At 41.1% G+C, this 17205-nt stretch carries 12 protein-coding genes; all 12 read left to right on the plus strand.

Annotated elements, in window-relative coordinates:
• Window positions 1–2 precede the first annotated feature (2 nt).
• The 12 genes from TAO_RS00850 to TAO_RS00900 all read left to right on the plus strand — a co-directional run bounded on the left by TAO_RS00850 (window position 3) and on the right by TAO_RS00900 (window position 17194).
• Entirely contained in the window at window positions 3–1196 is a 1194-nt protein-coding gene (locus TAO_RS00850; RefSeq protein ID WP_096526190.1) for an ABC transporter ATP-binding protein, read from the plus strand.
• 27 nt (window positions 1197–1223) lie between these two features.
• A complete protein-coding gene (locus TAO_RS00855; RefSeq protein ID WP_096526191.1) occupies window positions 1224–2156 on the plus strand; it encodes a class I SAM-dependent methyltransferase in 933 nt (310 codons plus the stop codon).
• On the plus strand, window positions 2146–2748 hold the full coding sequence (locus tag TAO_RS00860) for an acyltransferase (RefSeq protein ID WP_096526192.1): 603 nt from the start codon (window positions 2146–2148) through the stop codon (window positions 2746–2748). Before TAO_RS00855 ends, TAO_RS00860 begins: the two co-directional genes overlap by 11 nt.
• A 1-nt stretch (window position 2749) precedes the next feature.
• Complete coding sequence (locus TAO_RS09810; protein ID WP_231910525.1) at window positions 2750–4339, plus strand: class I SAM-dependent methyltransferase; 1590 nt, start codon at window positions 2750–2752, stop codon at window positions 4337–4339.
• Window positions 4336–6591 carry a glycosyltransferase gene (locus tag TAO_RS09815; protein WP_231910526.1) on the plus strand — a complete coding sequence of 752 codons (2256 nt, stop codon included), beginning with the start codon at window positions 4336–4338 and terminating at the stop codon, window positions 6589–6591. Before TAO_RS09810 ends, TAO_RS09815 begins: the two co-directional genes overlap by 4 nt.
• 90 nt (window positions 6592–6681) lie before the next feature.
• A complete protein-coding gene (locus TAO_RS00870) occupies window positions 6682–7971 on the plus strand; it encodes a hypothetical protein (protein ID WP_172419026.1) in 1290 nt (429 codons plus the stop codon).
• Window positions 7972–8031: 60 nt separating this feature from the next.
• Complete coding sequence (locus tag TAO_RS00875) at window positions 8032–9075, plus strand: glycosyltransferase family 2 protein (RefSeq protein WP_096526194.1); 1044 nt, start codon at window positions 8032–8034, stop codon at window positions 9073–9075.
• 21 nt (window positions 9076–9096) lie between these two features.
• Window positions 9097–10116: an NAD-dependent epimerase/dehydratase family protein gene (locus TAO_RS00880; protein ID WP_096526195.1), complete on the plus strand. Its 1020-nt coding sequence runs from the start codon at window positions 9097–9099 to the stop codon at window positions 10114–10116.
• Between the two features lie 673 nt (window positions 10117–10789).
• Window positions 10790–11515 (plus strand): RNA polymerase sigma factor FliA, encoded by a 726-nt coding sequence (locus TAO_RS00885; RefSeq protein ID WP_096526196.1) that lies wholly within the window; start codon window positions 10790–10792, stop codon window positions 11513–11515.
• A gap of 447 nt (window positions 11516–11962) precedes the next feature.
• Window positions 11963–12358 (plus strand): hypothetical protein, encoded by a 396-nt coding sequence (locus tag TAO_RS00890; protein ID WP_096526197.1) that lies wholly within the window; start codon window positions 11963–11965, stop codon window positions 12356–12358.
• A 120-nt stretch (window positions 12359–12478) separates the two neighbouring features.
• On the plus strand, window positions 12479–13696 hold the full coding sequence (locus TAO_RS00895; RefSeq protein ID WP_096526198.1) for a TerC/Alx family metal homeostasis membrane protein: 1218 nt from the start codon (window positions 12479–12481) through the stop codon (window positions 13694–13696).
• A 96-nt stretch (window positions 13697–13792) separates the two neighbouring features.
• The gene (locus TAO_RS00900) at window positions 13793–17194 is read left to right on the plus strand and encodes a mechanosensitive ion channel domain-containing protein (protein WP_231910527.1); all 3402 of its coding nucleotides are present in this window, start codon (window positions 13793–13795) and stop codon (window positions 17192–17194) included.
• The last annotated feature ends 11 nt before the right edge of the window (window positions 17195–17205 follow it).

Below are 17205 nucleotides of genomic sequence, written 5' to 3' on the forward strand. Positions count from 1 at the left end.
GGATGGTGCCTAAATTACTGGTGAAGTTAGATCAAGTGAGTAAAGTGTACCCAAAGCTGAGTACCTCTAGGGATCGGTTACAGGCGTTTTGGGCCATACTCAAGAATCGGCAAGATTATTCAGGTTATTCGGTGCTACAGGAGATTTCTTTACATCTATATCAAGGGGAATCCTTAGGGATTATCGGCGAAAATGGAGCTGGCAAATCCACTTTACTTAAGCATATTGCCGGTGTGGTGAAACCCTCTAGGGGAACCGTAGAGGTCTTTGGCCGCATAGGCGCGTTGTTAGAGTTAGGGGCTGGTTTTCATCCTGAGTACAGTGGTAGAGAGAATCTTCGGCTCTCAGCGGCACTGATGGGAATGAGCGATTCAGAGCTTATTGAAAAACTAGACGCGATTATTGAATTTGCGGATATTGGTGCTTATATTGATGAGCCAATTAAGCATTACTCTTCGGGGATGGTGGTACGGCTTGGGTTTGCCTTGGTAAGCGCTTTGCGGCCAGAGTTATTGATTACCGATGAAGTATTAGCGGTAGGCGATGAATCTTTTCAAAAAAAATGTATTCGCTGGATAGAAAATTACTTGAACCAAGGCGGTACTTTGCTTCTGTGCTCCCATAGCATGTTCCATGTTCAGAAATTGTGCCAAAAAGCGGCTTGGATTAAAGGTGGGCGGTTGGTGTCTTGTGGGGAAGTTTTTCAAGTTACCCAAGATTATTTGGCCTATCATGAGGGTAAATCTCAGCAGGAAGCTGTTGATAGCCTTAAAAAAGAGCAGATATCGACAGCCCTCTATCGAGTATCGGCGTTAAGGATTTCTGGAGCAGCAGGCGAAGAGCTTGCTCTAATTGCCATGGGGGAAGATTTAATTGTTAACGGGGAACTATACTCTCCAGATGATCGGCCTCCCGTGGTTGCCATTGGAGTTGTGCGTACCGATGGAGCGGCGATTTATGGGTTAATCTCTGATGTAGATGGTTTTACCTTAAATAAGTTAGCCCCCCATCAGTTTGGATTTCGGTTGACATTTTTTCAATTGCCTTTACTTCCTGGAAAATATACCCTTCGCGCTCATGCCATGGACCCAGAAGGCTTAAGGTTGTTTGATACCATAGAACAAGCCTTTCAGGTGACAGGGCAGACCCGAGAGCTTGGGTTATGTTGTTTAGCTCACGCGTGGGCATCTCCCTAGGATAAACAGGTAGAGGACAGTAGATTAATGGCATTTGATAGTTACAGTCATTTTTGGGATCAGCAGGCTAGCACTACCGACGGAGCGATTGCTGCGGTGGATGGTAGTGCTAATGAAAGTATTGTTCAGCTGACCGGCCAATGGAGCGCAAATTTAGTTCGAGCAGCACTTACTCTTAAAGGGAGTGAACGGGTGCTAGAGTTGGGCTGTGGTGTGGGTCGCATTGGTCGAGAGTTAGCCCCTTATTGTGGTTATTGGCAAGGAGTTGATATCTCTCACAATATGCTTAAGGTCGCCCAAGCGCGATTAGCTGGCCAGACAAATACGGGATTTTGTCAATTACACCGTACCAGTTTAGAGATGCTAGAGAATGAGAGTTTTGATCGGGCCTATTCTATCGCGGTATTTTGTCATTTAGATAAGGAGGATTTATTCCTTTATTTAAAAGAACTTTATCGGGTTTTAAATCCCCATGGCCTGATTTATGTAGAAACATGGAATTTAGCCCATCCTGTAGGCTGGAAACGCTGGGAGCTGGAGGTAAATCACTGGGCGAGATCGGATCATCGTCAGCGTAAAGATGTAGCACGTAATCAATTTTGTACTCCGGATGAATTTAATCTCTATCTCCAAGGAGCGGGTTTTAAAACTCTAGCGTGTTATACCGATTCGCCTTGGATTCAAGCCATTGCTACTAAGAGCGCCCTAGAATCTGAACAGGAATCTATTAAAATAGTACTCAGGGCTAAGGAGCATAAAATTGCTTATTCACCATTATTTTCTACACTTTTTGATAGGCTGCTGGATGTTGTCAGCGGTTTAACTCACCCTAAAGAGTATTTAGCGTTTTTAGATGCTCAAGAAGCGTCCGAGGAGAACAGTATGTATCGGCGTTACTTATTGGCGCTATGGTCATCTAAGGAAGATCTTTGGGGGGCTACTGTTATAAATGGTGTTTGATCTGGGTTTTCCCGATCCAGTCACCAGTTTCCTAGGCATTGATCGGTTGGGCAAAGACTGTCGAATTAGCCCGAGCGTCAGCGTGATGAGGCGGGGAGTCGCTCACTCTGGGCAAGGGATATTTCTTGGGGACCAGGTCATCTTATTTGATAATACCCGGCTCGTATTAGGAGATGTGAGCCTATCATCAGTAGCACGACTGGATCTGGGTAATCAGGTGATTATTAATGTGGGGAGCTATATTTCGGGAGAAGGCGGATTGATCATTGAAGAGGAAGTGCTCATTGGGGCTCATGTGCGTATTTTATCTGCAGGCCATGAGATTCATCGGGGTGAGTCTTCCGTTGCTCGTAACCCCATTACTTATGGGGCTATCCATATTGGTCAAGGGGCTTGGGTTGGCGCAGGCAGTACCCTATTGCAAGGCGTTACCTTAGGCGCAGGGAGTGTAGTAGGGGCCGGTAGTGTGGTCACTAAAGAGATACCGCCCTATGCCGTAGCTGTAGGCAATCCTGCTAGGATCTCCCATTATCGACGGGGATATGGGCCTAAAAAGCAATGGGCTTTTTGGTATAAGAGCCCAGATCGCTAAAATGAGCAAGGATACCTCGTCGGAGAAGCTTGGAGTCATTCCAGCAGCAGAAGCCTATATTTATCAACGAAACTTTGATCCTCAAGGAGAGGACTCCTTAGCCAAGATTGCACGCTTAATACGCCCTCATAGCCGAGTACTTGATCTAGGTACAGGTCCTGGGATTTTAGGTCAATATTTATCTACTATCCTAGGGTGTACTGTGGATGGGGTGGAATTAAGCCTAGAACAAGTTCAGATTGCGGCTCCCTTTTATCGCAATCTTCTGCAGGCTGATTTAGAACAGGTAGATTTAGCGGCCCTTTTTCCTGAGTCCTATGATTATGTTGTTGCTGCCGATATCTTTGAGCACTTAAGAAATCCAGAAGCTATTGTTTCTCAGTTGCCAGCGTTGTTGGGCACTGAAGGTCGAGCTATGCTCTCTGTTCCCAATATTGCCCATGCCGGTGTAATTGCTGAACTGTTAGCAGGGGAATTTCGCTATCGCCCAGAAGGGTTATTGGATACTACCCACGTACGCTTTTTTACCCGTCAATCGTTATTAACACTGTTAACAGCATCAGGTCTAGCCGTGCTTTCAATAGATACGGTGCGTTACGATTTACGAGAAAGTGAGTTTAAGCACTATTATTTAGATACCTTACCCCCCGCTATTTATCGTCTACTAGCAGCTTATCCAGATAGTTTAACCTATCAGTTTATTGTGGAAGTGACCCCAGAGCAGCAGGCGGCAAATTTAAATGCTATTCATCAGGGCGTGAATAAATTTTATTTTTCCACGCAGATGTATTGGCGTTTTGAGGGGGAAGAATATCAAGAGGAAAACAGTATTCAAGCTTTGGGTGTTATTGGCGATAAGCGGCAGGTTATCCAATTTTCTTTTCCGCTCACCAAGCAATTACTTAGCGGAATACGGATAGATTTAGCTGATCGCCCCGGTTTTTTGCGGTTATATGAAATAGCGCTTTATGATAGTGATAAAAATTGTCTTTGGAGATGGGAAGAAAATATTACTACGTTATTAACCAAAGAAACTCATCAGGTTGAGTTTGCAAGTGGGTTAGTGACCTCTTTTGGAACCAATATGCTCTTAACAGGGGAGGATCCTTATATTGAATTACCCCTGAGTGAATCTGATTTAAAACCGTTAAAGGGTGGAGGTACGTTAGCATTAATACTCTCATGGCCAATATCGGCAGATTTTATGGCACTCACTCAATGTTTAGGACAAAGAGATAGAGCGCTTATCCAGCAGCAGCAGCTCATCGCGCTCCAAAACCAGCAAGCCCATGAAAAAGATAAATTACTAGCGCTTAAAGATAGACAGCAACAGGAGAATGAGCAACTACTGGCACACATCACTGAGCAGCTAAACGAGAAAGAGCGATTAATTGTGCACCATCATTTTCAACTGCGGGAAATCAGCCGGACGGTGGAGCGGCAAAATAACCAGATGTCATACTATGAAACGTTGATTAAGTCGCTAGAGTTTCAGTTGAGATACCGAGATAGCTGGCGGAGTTGGATCCGTAGGCCACTGAGACCGTTAAAGCGCTGGTGGTTAAAGATCATTGAGATTGTAGGTCGATGAACGCCCAAACTATCGATATTATTATTCCTATCTATAATGCCTATGAGCATCTTATCGCTTGTTTAGCGAGCGTTGATCAGCACACCGAGAGGAAATATCAGCTTATTTTAATAGATGATGCCTCAACCGATTTAAGAATCGAATCGTTATTTGAAACGCTTAAGGAAAAAAATAATCCCAATATTCTCTTGCTGAAAAATAAACTTAATCAAGGGTTTGTTGCGACGGCTAATCGTGGGATGAAGGTTAGCAAAAATGATGTGGTGCTTTTAAATTCTGATACGTTAGTCACTCAAAACTGGTTAGGTAAACTTAAACGCTGCGCTGATTCTGATCCAAAGATAGGCACTATAACCCCTTTTTCTAATAATGCTGAAATTTGCTCCTTTCCTGAGTTTTGCCGTGAAAATCCAATGCCTGAAGACCTAGCATTGATCAATCGCGCCATAGAAGCAGCATCAGTGCCTATTGATTTGGATATTCCAACAGGCGTGGGATTTTGCCTATATATACGTCGTAGTTTAATTAACAAAATTGGGGTATTTGATGTAGAAACCTTTGGTAAAGGTTATGGGGAAGAAAACGATTTTTGCCTACGGGCGAGGCAAGTTGGTTATCGTAATGTACTCTGTAGCAACGCTTATGTGGCTCATGTGGGAAGCGGCTCTTTTGGTCAAGAAAAAAAAGAGTTGGCAGAAAAGCAAATGGCTGCATTGTTAAAGAAACACCCCAGTTATTTAACTCAGGTCGCGCGATTTATAGCACAGGATCCTATCAGGCCCATTCGGCATATGATTCAAACCCATTTGCAGATAGTATCCAATCCTCAGAAACTTGGGATTTTGCATATACTCCATGGTCATGGGGGCGGCACGGAGAAGTATGCTCGAAATATCGCCGAGTTAATGGCAGGACAATTTCGACATTACTTATTGATTGCTTTAGAAAGAGAATGGATAGTCAAGGTGATTGATCCAAGCTGCTATCAGGAGCAAAGCTATCATTTTCCCTATCGCGCAGATGAGCTGTGGGTAGTGTTTTTGGAATCTATTTGCGCTTGGCTAGATATTCGCTTATGCCATATTCATCAGCTTTCAGGCTGTCGAGATGGATTGCTGTCAGCATTTAGTCAAACCCATATTCCTTATGGGTTTAGTATCCATGATTTTTTTCTAGCGTGCCCGAGCGTTAATTTTTTAGATGGCAACGGTCATTATTGTGGAGGGGTGACGGAGGTAACTCAGTGTCAAAAGTGCCTTGATGAACAGGTCTCTTTTGCCGGTATGCGTATTAAACAGTGGCGGCTCCAGCATAAAGTATTTCTTGCTAAAGCCGCATTTATCTTTGCTCCCTCTCTATGGGCTAAAAATACTTTTAGCCAGTATTTCCCTGAGATTAAAGTTGAAGAAATGCCTAATGTTCATAGCTTAGAATCCAAAAAATCTTTAACGGGGGGGATTCAGTGTTTCTTACTTCCTCAGGATGGGGTGAAACATATTGGCGTGATGGGTGCCATTGGGCCAGTTAAAGGAGCAAGAAATCTGGAGCAGCTGGTTACTAAAACGCGGGATAGAAAGTTGCCTATTCGCTGGGTGGTGATTGGTTATACGGATCGCCAATATAAACCGTATCAGAGTAAGGACTACGTCTTAACAGTACACGGCCCTTATGCACAAGAAAATCTTGCCAGCTTACTGGATCATTATCATATTTGTCTTGTGGTTTTCCCTTCCATAGGGCCTGAAACGTTCAGCTATACCCTTTCAGAGGCATGGGCAGCGGGTAAACCAGTTTTAGTGCCTCCGATAGGGGCTTTAAAAGAGAGGGTTGAGCAAACGGGCGTAGGCTGGCTCATGGAAGATTGGACAAATGTAGATAAAATCTTGGATCAGATTGTGGATTTGACCTACCAGATGGATCAAAAATCCCCTATCACTGAAATGAAAAAGCATAAATATAACAATAATGAGCAGGTCGCGCTTAATAAGATAGAAAGCTTATATAGTCAGTTCTTGGCCTTAGCTCCAATTCCCTTACAAAAAAGAATATCTCCACTGCGGGTATATGAGGGGGCTTGTTATGGGACAGGGGTGGATAATATTAAAAATAAATTACCTCGTATAAAGAAGGTGATAGGCGCAATGATAAGGTATGGTCTACGGTTCCGTTATACGGTTTTTGGCACGTGGATAGAGCGTAAGTTACCTGCAAGTTGGCACTATCGGTTAAGACGCTTATTGCTTCAGGGTTAGTGATTATTTAGCCATCACCCTACAGTTAGAACTACTCATTAGGCATGGCTATATGCGATGATCTTTTTTAGAATTTTACCTAAAGTATGGATGAATAATAGCGCAAAGGTAATCGCTAGCTTAGTATCACTCGCTTATTTTTTAGCGTTGATGACGATAGTTTTTATCGTTGGGTATTATTTTTTTCTTGTTTATCAAAATAGTGTCAATATCCCATATTGGGATGATTATACTCACTTAAAAGTAATTACTCATATTATTGATGCCGATTCTCTAGTTGAGAAAATTAAATTACTATTTTCCTTCCATAATGAGCATCGTGTTGTCTTCGCCCGTTTAATTACTTTGGCCAGCGTACTATTAACGGGGGAGGTTAATTTTTTTACCCTGATTATACTGGGTAATCTTAGCTTAGTAGGTATCGCGATAATTTTATTTTTAAGTTTTTTTACAGATCAATGCCAAGATTTTAGATGGCGGATACTCTATTTTTTACCTGCCATATGTTTAATATTTAATTTATCCTATTTTGAAGCCTCGCTTTGGGCGTTGGCAGCATTGTCTAGCTTGCCCGTCATTTTACTGTCCTTTTTATCTATTTTTATTTTAACTCGCTCCTCAGACCCTGACTCTTGGTGGGCTTTAGTTGCATTTTTTGTTGGGGTTTTAGCCGTTTTTACCCAAGGTAATGGGCTATTAGTGCTCTATGTAGGGGCTTTTCTTCTTATCCTTCAAAATAGATTGACCACCGGGATGTATTGGGGGATCGGAACCGCAATTATCAGTATTCTATATTTTTATCATTATGTAAGTTTAGATTTCAGCCCCCATGAATCTGGCGTGCTTTCCACTATTGATCCAATTTTAAATTACTTAGTTTTATTTTTTGGATCATGGTCAAGCACACCATTTACTGTGGGTTTATTTTGCTTAGGGTTATTTAGTTGGCTAATATCTTCGGGGTTATATCGAAAAAATATTACCTTTTTTGGGCTTCTAGTTTTTATTTTTTTGAGTGCGGCAGCAGTAGCCAATGGTCGTTACCAGCTAGGGATGGAGCAGGCGCTATCTTCTCGTTATAAAATCTATTCATTATTGTTTTGTGCCATCATTTATTTATCTATCTTTGAATTTTTAAGAAAACCATGGGTAATTAAATGTTTTTTCTTTCTTTTTTTTGCTGCGATGCTGAAGATTAATATAAATATAACGGCTGAGGTTTATGATGCCATCGAGGCTAGAAAATTAATGTTAATAAATGGGCTAGTGTCATGGCAGCAGCAAGGTAAAGGGCTGACTCATTGGGATAACGAGGTTGCCAATGACCTGATCATTGAGGCTATTGACCATCATATTTATTATCCTCCTAAATTTCCCTAATTATAGTAAATCTAGTTTAATTATAATAAGTTAAAGAAAATGATATGAGCAAATCTACTTATGAAAACTGTAGGTGAGGTATATGGACTAGATGCTAATGAGGCTAAAGATCATCCTTTAGTCTCAGTGGTTATTGTAAATTTTAATGGAGGATGGTTACTAAGCGAGGCAGTATCCTCAGTACTAAAAACGAATATTCCTATAGAGGTGATCATTGTAGATAACGGCTCCCAAGATGACAGTATTGCCTGTTTACGTGGGGTCGTGGGTAAAAATCCTCAAGTTCGATTTATTGAGAATGGCTATAACTTAGGTTTTGCGCGAGCTAATAATATCGCTTTAAGGCAGGCAAGGGGGGATTATGTATTGCTCCTTAATCCAGATTGTATTATTCGTCCTAATACCCTTTCAAGTCTTATCGAGTCTATGATGACCTATCCCAAAGTAGGTATGGTGGGATGTTTAATTAGAAATCCTGATGGAACTGAGCAAGCTGGGTGTCGTCGCCGAGTGCCGACGCCATGGCGATCTTTGATTCGCGTGTTGCATTTAAATAAAATTTTGCCTCATCATCCAAAATTTCGTGGGTTTGTTTTGGCCCATGAACCTTTACCGACTCATCCAATATTAATAGAAGCCATCTCTGGTGCTTTTATGCTAGTTCGAAAAGAAGGATTACAGCAAGTCGGATTATTGGATGAGAATTATTTTCTCCATTGCGAGGATTTGGACTGGTGTATGCGATTTCAGCAAGCAGGCTGGGGAATTTTATTTGTTCCTAGTGTAGAAATTGTTCATTATAAGGGTACTTGTAGTAAGTATCAGCCTATTCGGGTATTGTGGCATAAACATAAGGGGATGGTGTATTTTTACCAGAAATTTTTTCGCCAGCAATACTCCCTGCTGTTTATGAGTTTAGTAATTAGTACGGTTTGGGGTCGTTTTTGTGTATTAGCTGGATTAACCCTACTAGAGCAATTAGTAGTTGAATGTAAGAAGAAGCCAGCGGTTGCTAGATCTTCCGGTATCTCATCACATAGAGTTCCCTTGGAAAGAGTCGATCCCCCATCGGATATCGTAACAAAACAGGCGCATAGCCGCTAATTAATAGGGTATCTAACCTGAATGAAGCTACTTATTACTGGGGCAACGGGTTTTATTGGCCAACGCCTGGTGGCTACATTACTTTCAAGATCGGTATCAATTCGTGTATTGGTAAGAAGTACCGATAAAGCTAAAGCGATATGGAGTGATTCTTCGTTAGAAATGTTTCAAGGGGATTTAGCGATACCCCAGCTACCTGAGGATGTATGCGAGGGAGTAGATACTATTTTTCATTTAGCGAGTGGCAGCTTTGCTGAGGATGATAAAACAGGTGAGGCGGAACGGCTACACCAAAAATTAATAGTAGAAGGTACCAGAGAATTACTTCGACTAGCCATAAAAACAGGTGTTAAGCGATTTATTTTTATAAGTAGTGTAAAAGCTATGGGTGAGGGGACAGAGAGCTGTCTGAATGAGTTAAGTTTAGCTGCCCCTAAGACAGCTTACGGTCGGGCGAAATTAAGCGCTGAGCAGATTGTATTAGAATCTGGCCGTGCCTATAACATGCATGTTTGTAATTTACGACTCCCTATGGTGTATGGGGGTGATAGTAAAGGAAATCTTCCTCGGATGGCGATGGCTGTTGCTCGGGGCTGGTTCCCGCCGCTGTCTGAAGCGGGGAATCGACGCTCAATGGTTCATGTAGAGGACGTAGTGCAGGCCATGTTACTTGCCGTTGAAAACCATCAGGCTCATGGCCAAACTTATATTGTTACTGATGATTATATTTACTCTTCTCGTCAGATGTACCTATTGATTTGCCAAGCTTTGGATCGATCCATTCCTCCATGGGTTTTTCCTATTTGGATCCTGCGGGTAAGTGCCAAAATAGGTGATCTTGCTGGGTCGATATTGAAAAGGAAGATGCCTTTAGACTCTAAGGTTTTATACAAAATAACCGGATCTGCATGGTATAGCTGCGCCAAAATAAAAAAAGAGCTCGGTTATAATCCTCAGTATTCGTTAGTAACAGCTCTACCTGAGATTTTAGAAATTTTAGGATTACCGAACTCCTCTAGAAAATCGCAAACATCTTCTTAAAGTAATATGCGGGAGCAAAGCAGACATAAAAATCTATAAATTATTATAAGTAACAATGATTTTCTACTAGATTAATCTTATGCCCTCAAGTATGTGGTTTTCTGGTAAAGCGTACAAACCTGCCGCTATTTCTATAGAGATCCTCTAATCAATCATTGATTGAGTAAAAAGATCTCAGCTCAATAAAGCCGTAATACCACAAGATTGACAGTCATCTATTACCTGCATTTTAGCAGTGCTTTCTGTGATGCTATAGATAATATGCCAAATATTTGGCGGGTTAGGTGCTATAAAGTCAAAATCCCGTCATATTATTTATATACTAGCTTAGATTAATAATAAAATATTTATTTATTATCAATGGGTTAATAAATAATTAATATTATTTTGGTGATTTGGAACAGTTATTGCTTATTCTTTATTTAAACGTGAATGAGTGGCTGTAAAAGCAGGCTATTGGGGATATAGGAATATTAATAGTGATTTTTTATATGTTTAGTTTGGATCTACTTCGAGTAGAGATATATAAATATAAAAAAATAGAACTAAGGTAATTTTTAGTAGAGAGATAACTGATGAAAATTAAAAATAACTTACAATCTTGGTTAAAGGTGTATTTCCTAGAAGGATTAATGAACAGCTATGTTAGGGCAAGTGATAAGGAAGGATTAGTATGAATGCTGTTATTGCCCATTATACTGCTGCGTGCACCCAAAAAGATATCGATAATGTCATTATTGAGTATACATCGTTAGTTAAGCGTATTGCCTATCATGTATCGATTAAGCTACCGCCTAGCGTGCGCTTAGATGATCTTATTCAAGCTGGGATGATTGGTTTATTGGAAGCAGCTCGAAATTATGATGTTTCCCAGGGTGCAAGCTTTGAAACCTATGCTGGAATCCGTATCCGTGGTGCCATATTAGATGAAATCCGCCGCAATGATTGGGCTCCACGCTCTGTCCACCGTAAAGCAAGACAAGTTACTGAGGCAATACGAAAGGTTGAGAATCGGGAGGGACGGGAGGCGAGGGATCATGAAGTGGCAAAAGAGCTAGGATTATCTCTTGATAAATATCATCGACTCTTGCAGGATGCTGGGAGCTATCAAGTACTTAGCCTTGATGAGTTCAGAGAAAATGAAGATGTTAACCTGCCTACTACCTCTTTAAAAGATCCTAGCGGAATATTACAGAACGAAAACTTTCAATCTGCATTAGTGGAAACTATTGAAAATCTACCAGAACGGGAGCGACTGATCATGTCGCTTTACTATGTCGAAGATTTAAATCTTTTAGAGATAGGTAAAGTATTGGGGGTTAGTGAGTCGCGAGTGAGCCAGATTCATGGCCAAGCCGTACTACGCCTTCGTGCGCGCCTGCGCCAGTGGTTAAGCTAAAGTATTTAGCCGGTCTTACTTCCTATGAAGTACCGCCTTATAATTTAATTAAATCAAGAAAAATAATCTAGATTTGGCTTTAAAAAGCTATGAGATGGAGGTAGCTAAAGTTTAATGGCATAAAATTTGCTTAACTTATGCGCTTCTTTGCCGCTGAAATATTGGTATGATATATCTTGCATAGAAAAAATACAGGCATTCCGAAAAATAAAAGGCCCTCACAATAGAGCCAAACCACCGGTGTATGCTCTGAGTGTGGTGTAATAGGTGAGAAACTGCCGCTAAATATACGAGAATGGGAGTGTAAAGATTGCAATTAAAGTAATCTTACAGATGCGGTTGTGACACGCTAGCCGTTAGCTCCGATCACCGGGTAATACCTAGTGTTGTCTAGTAATAGATCTAGTCTATAGATTTAAATTATTATAATTCTAAGAGTTTTTGTTTATGCTAAGTACTGAAAGCTTACAGTTAAGTTTTATGCTATCTAAGTATAGTAAAGAAGCTGTAAAATCTTCCATCCTAGCTTACTATGAATCTAAGTATCTTTGGCGGGATCGTCGCTCAGGGTTCGATCGTCGCAAACCTAAGAAGCTAGGTCTGTCATTTGAGCGACGTATTATTAGAGATCGGCGTAATATTGAATCTCCTAAGGTGATTCAGCATCGTCGAGCTAGAACTCAGCTTAGGAGACGATTAAGAGAATATCAAGTTAGCCACTCTCTTAATCGTCTTTTCATTGGAGCTGCTGCGTTATTAATGGTTATAGTATTAGTGTGCATAATGATTTTCTTAAAATTAACAAAATGCAAAGAAATTTTTATATGCGCTTTATCAATATAAATAAAGCTTAATTGTTTTTATAGGCAAGCACTGGGCTATTAATGTTAATTTTAATAAAAATCAAAAATCAAGTGGAGGTTAGCGGCAATCTTTAGGTGTAGATTTAGGGATAATTAAGTAATGGAGTCCTTAGTTTGGATTGGATCTATTGGGATCATTATTGGGTTATCCATTTTAGATTTTTTTCTTCCTAGCCTTAGACGGACGCGCACAATACCTGCTAAAGAATCCTTGTCTTGGGTAATTATTTGGGGAGTACCCGCCCTTTGTTTTAATATTTTTATATATTTTTTGTATGAAAATAACTGGTTTGGGTGGGCTGATCTACCATCCCATACGGCTAATGGACAACAGGCTGTTATTCAATTCTTTACTGGATTTCTCTTAGAGAAATCCCTATCTGTAGATAATATCTTTGCGGTTACTACGATCTTTTTATACTTAAAAGTGCCCTTGGTGGAGCAAGATCGTATGTTGCAATGGAGTACCCTAAGTGTACTAGGATTACGGGCGGGTATGATTGCACTAGGTGTTGTATTGATATACCGCTTCCATTGGATGAATTATCTATTTGGATGGGTACTCATCATGATAGCTATAAAAACGCTTATCATCCACCAAGATAAAGTCATCATAGGGCATAATCCATTAATCTTATTGGCAATGAGATTTTATCCAATTACAGATAATTTTAAAGGGGAAAATTTCTTTAGCCCTATATGGGGGAATCAGACTATAACTCCCTTTATACTTGCGTGGGGATTAATTGCGAGCAGTCATTTAATCTTTGCTTTTAGTTCTACCCTAGCGGCTTTTGTAGTGAGTCAAGATCCTTTTTTGGTATTTACCAGTAACGCGTTCTCCCTACTCGGTTTTAGAGCACTTTACCTTACCCTTAAAGACTATATAGATCGGTTGCGTTATATTAAGCTGGGTTTGGTTTTTATTTTTGCTTATCTAGCAATCAAAATAATATTCATTCAATCTTATCCTATTCCAAATATTACTTCTTTAGCTGTTATCAGCACTATTCTTACGTTTAGTATCCTTGCCTCAATAGCTGTATTACCTACAGATTCTCATAATAAGAAGCCTCTTTTTAATGATGTAGCTATCTTAGCCGTTCTTAGCTATCGGCAAGCACGGAAAATTGTGGTATTGGTTTCAGGCACTTTGGTACTTTTAGTTGGGATTGCAATGATTGTATTACCTGGCCCGGCTGTTGTTGTCATCCCAATTGGATTGGGTATTTTAGCTATTGAGTTTGCTTGGGCGAGACGGTGGCTACAAAAAATACGTCAAACAGCTGGGAAAATTAAGCAACGGATACAGGGCTAGTTTTGCTGAGTATTAGCAATAATTAACTCATCGGTTGTTATGAAGCAAACGATAAGTTTAAGTAATATCAGCATATGGCTATTAAAATTATTTTTTATGCTTATTTTATGGCAAGAAGCTATTGGAGTTTCTTTAGCAACGCCGGCGATTGAGATTACCCATCTAGATTCTGGTGCGGTACTAGCGCAAGTTCAAGGTAAAATTAAGGAGATAGAAGAGGATCAAGGATTAGATAGTGTACAGAAGAAAAAATTATTAGATCTATACCGATTAGCAAAGGAACGTTTACAGGCGGTTAAGACTTATAAAGATAATGTTAGTGCTTATAGGCAGGCTATTGAGCTGATACCGGCTCAGATAGAGAAAATAAACAAAGATCTTGCGTCCACAAGTACAGATAGGGTTATTACTCCTTTAAATCAATCGGGCGATAGTACTTCTCTTCTTGATCTAGAGCAATACCTAACGCAAAGAGAGGCAAAATTAACCGCCTTAGAGGGGGTCTTAGCGGGGTTAGATAAACAGCTACAGGAGCAGCAACCTCGGATTAGACAGGCACGGGATCAGTTAGCAGAAGCAAAGCAGCGGCAAGAGCAGATAGAAATTGAGCTTAAAGTACCCCCTCGGGAAGGGGAAATTTCTTTTATTTCTGAAGCCAGTCAACTAGCATCTCAAGCCAAATTAGAAGCTTGTCTTAGTGAAATTGAGATGCTTGAACAGGAGTTATTAAGCTACAATCCACGGCTCCAGTTATTGAAAGCGCAACGCGACCTTACTGCCCAACAGATTGCGCAAGCTCAAGTACAGGTTAAATTTCTACGACAATTAATTAATCAGCGGCGGCAGACCGAGGTAGGGCAGGTTCAGAGAGTGACCGCCCTAGCTGAACAAGAATCAGCGGGTAAAGATCCAGCTATCCAAAGATTGGCCGAGCAAAATGCACGGCTGGGGGAAGAACTTGCTTCCATGGTTGCCAAGTTAAGTCAAATTCCTGCTAAGGGTGAGATTGCTGAAACCCAACTAAAACTGATAGAACAAGAATCTAAAAGTGCACGGCAAAGATTAGAGATTGCAGGATTGAATGAAGCGTTACAGCAGATTTTACAAAAACAACGCCGTAGCTTACCTGAGCTAAGCTATTATCGGATTGAAATTAGGAAGAATCGTCAAGAAATGGCTGAAGTCGGCCTCAGTCAGCTGCGCATTGACGATCAACGTCAACAGCTTAGCAAGATTAATGATGCTGTAAACCAAGAACTAGCTGGACCAGTTAGCTTACAGCTACCTCTATCTAAGCAGGGGGAGATAAAAATAGAGGTACGTAAGCTGTTAGAAAGCCAGCGCTCTTTGCTCGATAAACTCAGCGCAACCCAAACCCAGTATCTCTTATCGATAGGAGATTTGGACTTTACCCAACAGCAGCTGATCAGTAAGGTTGAGCAATATACAAAGTTTCTAGATGAGCATTTACTCTGGATTCCAAGTACCTCCCCTTTAGATGTTAGGACTTGGCATGGCTTGCTGATTAGCATCACTTGGTTATTCTCTCCAAGTAATTGGCTAGAAACTACCCATGTGTTGAGAGTAGCTGTGATGGATGAGATTCTATTAATTACTACCGTAATACTCGTTTTTATCGGGCTAACCCTGATGCGCCATCGCTTACCTAAGATTCTGGAATCGATTGCAGAGCGAGTAGCGATGATTTATGTGGATCGTTTTAATTTTACCCTTCGAGCTTTAACCGTAACGTTACTGGCGGCATTACCATGGCCATTATTATCTGGGTTTACTGGTTGGCTGTTACAGATTTCCCCTGAAGCCTCTGAATTTAGTAAAGCGGTAGGGGCTGGATTAACTGCTATTACGCTGCCCTTATTTTCAATGCACGGGCTTCAGCTCTTATGTTACAAAGATAATGGGGTAGCCCAAGCTCATTTTCGCTGGGGATCCCAAGCGGTAGAGGTTTGGCGGCGAAATATTACTTGGGCTATCCCAGTTGGTTTGTCCGCTTTATTTATCACAGCGATGGCAAATGCTCAAACCAGAGAAGTATATGCTGAAAGTCTAGGACGAATAAGTTTTATCATCGGCATGGGAGTATTTGCGATCTTTTTTCAACGAGTGTTAAAACCTAAAGGAGGTATTGTTGAGTGGTATTTAACTGATCAGCCTTCAGGCTGGCTATCCCGTTTTCGCTATCTTTGGTATTCGGGAATAGTTATCTTTCCTACGGCTTTGATGGGGCTAGCGATAATGGGTTATTTTTATACAGCATTGCATCTTAATTATGAAATTGTTGCTACATTTCGGTTGATTATTGCAATCGTGTTGGTTCGTGATTTGGTGATACGCTGGTTAGTCGTCGCTCAACGTAAGCTGGCTTTAGTTAAAATGCGGGAAAGACGTGAAGCTGAACGAGTAACCCTTTCTACTAGAGAGGCCGCAAGCCAATCTGGAGAAGGAATGCCGCCTAAGCTCGATATTGATCAAGTAGATATTCAGACAATTAATGCTCAGACGCGTCAGCTACTACACACTATTATAGGGTTGTCACTGGTCATTGGACTTTGGCTAATTTGGTCATCTACGGTTCCAGCCCTTGGGATTCTGAATGATGTCACTCTTTGGTATCACGCTGTCGTTATTGAAGGGCAAGAGGTTCAAAAGCCTTTTACGCTGGCCAATCTTGCTGTGGCTCTAGCCTTAGCTTTAGTAGCCTTTGGGGCAACGAGAAATCTTCCTGGCGTTTTAGAAATAATGATACTACGGCGGCTGCCGCTGGAGCCAGGCAGTCGTTATGCAATTACTGCCCTATGCCGTTATGCCCTTGGAATTATTGGGATCGTCGTGGTATTTGAAGCTATTGGGGGCAGCTGGTTTCAAATTCAATGGCTGGTAGCTGCCCTTACGGTGGGATTAGGTGTTGGCCTGCAGGAAATATTTGCTAATTTTGTTTCAGGATTAATTATTTTATTTGAGCGACCGATTCGAGTAGGGGATGTGATCACCATTGGAGATGTTTCGGGAACAGTTTCCAGAATTAGAATTCGGGCAACTACGGTGACAGATTTTGATCGTAAAGAACTCATTGTTCCCAATAAAACGTTTATTACTGATAAACTGGTGAATTGGACTCTCTCTGATTCAACGACTCGGATAACGATTAAAGTGGGTATTGCTTATGGATCGGATACTATACTTGCTCACCAAGTCATTTTAGGAGTAGTCAAAGCAAATCCCTTAGTGTTAGAGGATCCAAAGCCTAGTGTTTATTTTATGGGTTTTAGGGAGGGCTTATTGGATTTTGTGGTGTGGGCTTTTGTAAGAGAGTTAGGTAATCGCAATCCTTTAATACATGAGCTAAATATTGCCATTAATCAAGTGCTGGGTGAGCAGGGGATTAAGATCCCTTCTCCTCAGTTAGACATTCATGTGCGGTCTGTTACGCCAACCCCCACGGAAATTCAGCTCTTAAAAGATATAAAAGCAGGCTAAAGACTGGCTAC

Source organism: Candidatus Nitrosoglobus terrae (assembly GCF_002356115.1).
Classification (GTDB): Bacteria; Pseudomonadota; Gammaproteobacteria; order Nitrosococcales; family Nitrosococcaceae; genus Nitrosoglobus; species Nitrosoglobus terrae.

Excerpts from the sequence above, each read along its gene's own strand:
- TAO_RS00850 (WP_096526190.1), top strand. The coding sequence starts at position 3 with ATGGTGCCTAAATTACTGGTGAAGTTAGATCAAGTGAGTAAAGTGTAC.
- TAO_RS00855 (WP_096526191.1), top strand. The coding sequence starts at position 1,224 with ATGGCATTTGATAGTTACAGTCATTTTTGGGATCAGCAGGCTAGCACT.
- TAO_RS00860 (WP_096526192.1), top strand. The coding sequence starts at position 2,146 with ATGGTGTTTGATCTGGGTTTTCCCGATCCAGTCACCAGTTTCCTAGGC.
- TAO_RS09810 (WP_231910525.1), top strand. The coding sequence starts at position 2,750 with ATGAGCAAGGATACCTCGTCGGAGAAGCTTGGAGTCATTCCAGCAGCA.
- TAO_RS09815 (WP_231910526.1), top strand. The coding sequence starts at position 4,336 with ATGAACGCCCAAACTATCGATATTATTATTCCTATCTATAATGCCTAT.
- TAO_RS00870 (WP_172419026.1), top strand. The coding sequence starts at position 6,682 with ATGAATAATAGCGCAAAGGTAATCGCTAGCTTAGTATCACTCGCTTAT.
- TAO_RS00875 (WP_096526194.1), top strand. The coding sequence starts at position 8,032 with ATGAAAACTGTAGGTGAGGTATATGGACTAGATGCTAATGAGGCTAAA.
- TAO_RS00880 (WP_096526195.1), top strand. The coding sequence starts at position 9,097 with ATGAAGCTACTTATTACTGGGGCAACGGGTTTTATTGGCCAACGCCTG.
- TAO_RS00885 (WP_096526196.1), top strand. The coding sequence starts at position 10,790 with ATGAATGCTGTTATTGCCCATTATACTGCTGCGTGCACCCAAAAAGAT.
- TAO_RS00890 (WP_096526197.1), top strand. The coding sequence starts at position 11,963 with ATGCTAAGTACTGAAAGCTTACAGTTAAGTTTTATGCTATCTAAGTAT.
- TAO_RS00895 (WP_096526198.1), top strand. The coding sequence starts at position 12,479 with ATGGAGTCCTTAGTTTGGATTGGATCTATTGGGATCATTATTGGGTTA.
- TAO_RS00900 (WP_231910527.1), top strand. The coding sequence starts at position 13,793 with ATGCTTATTTTATGGCAAGAAGCTATTGGAGTTTCTTTAGCAACGCCG.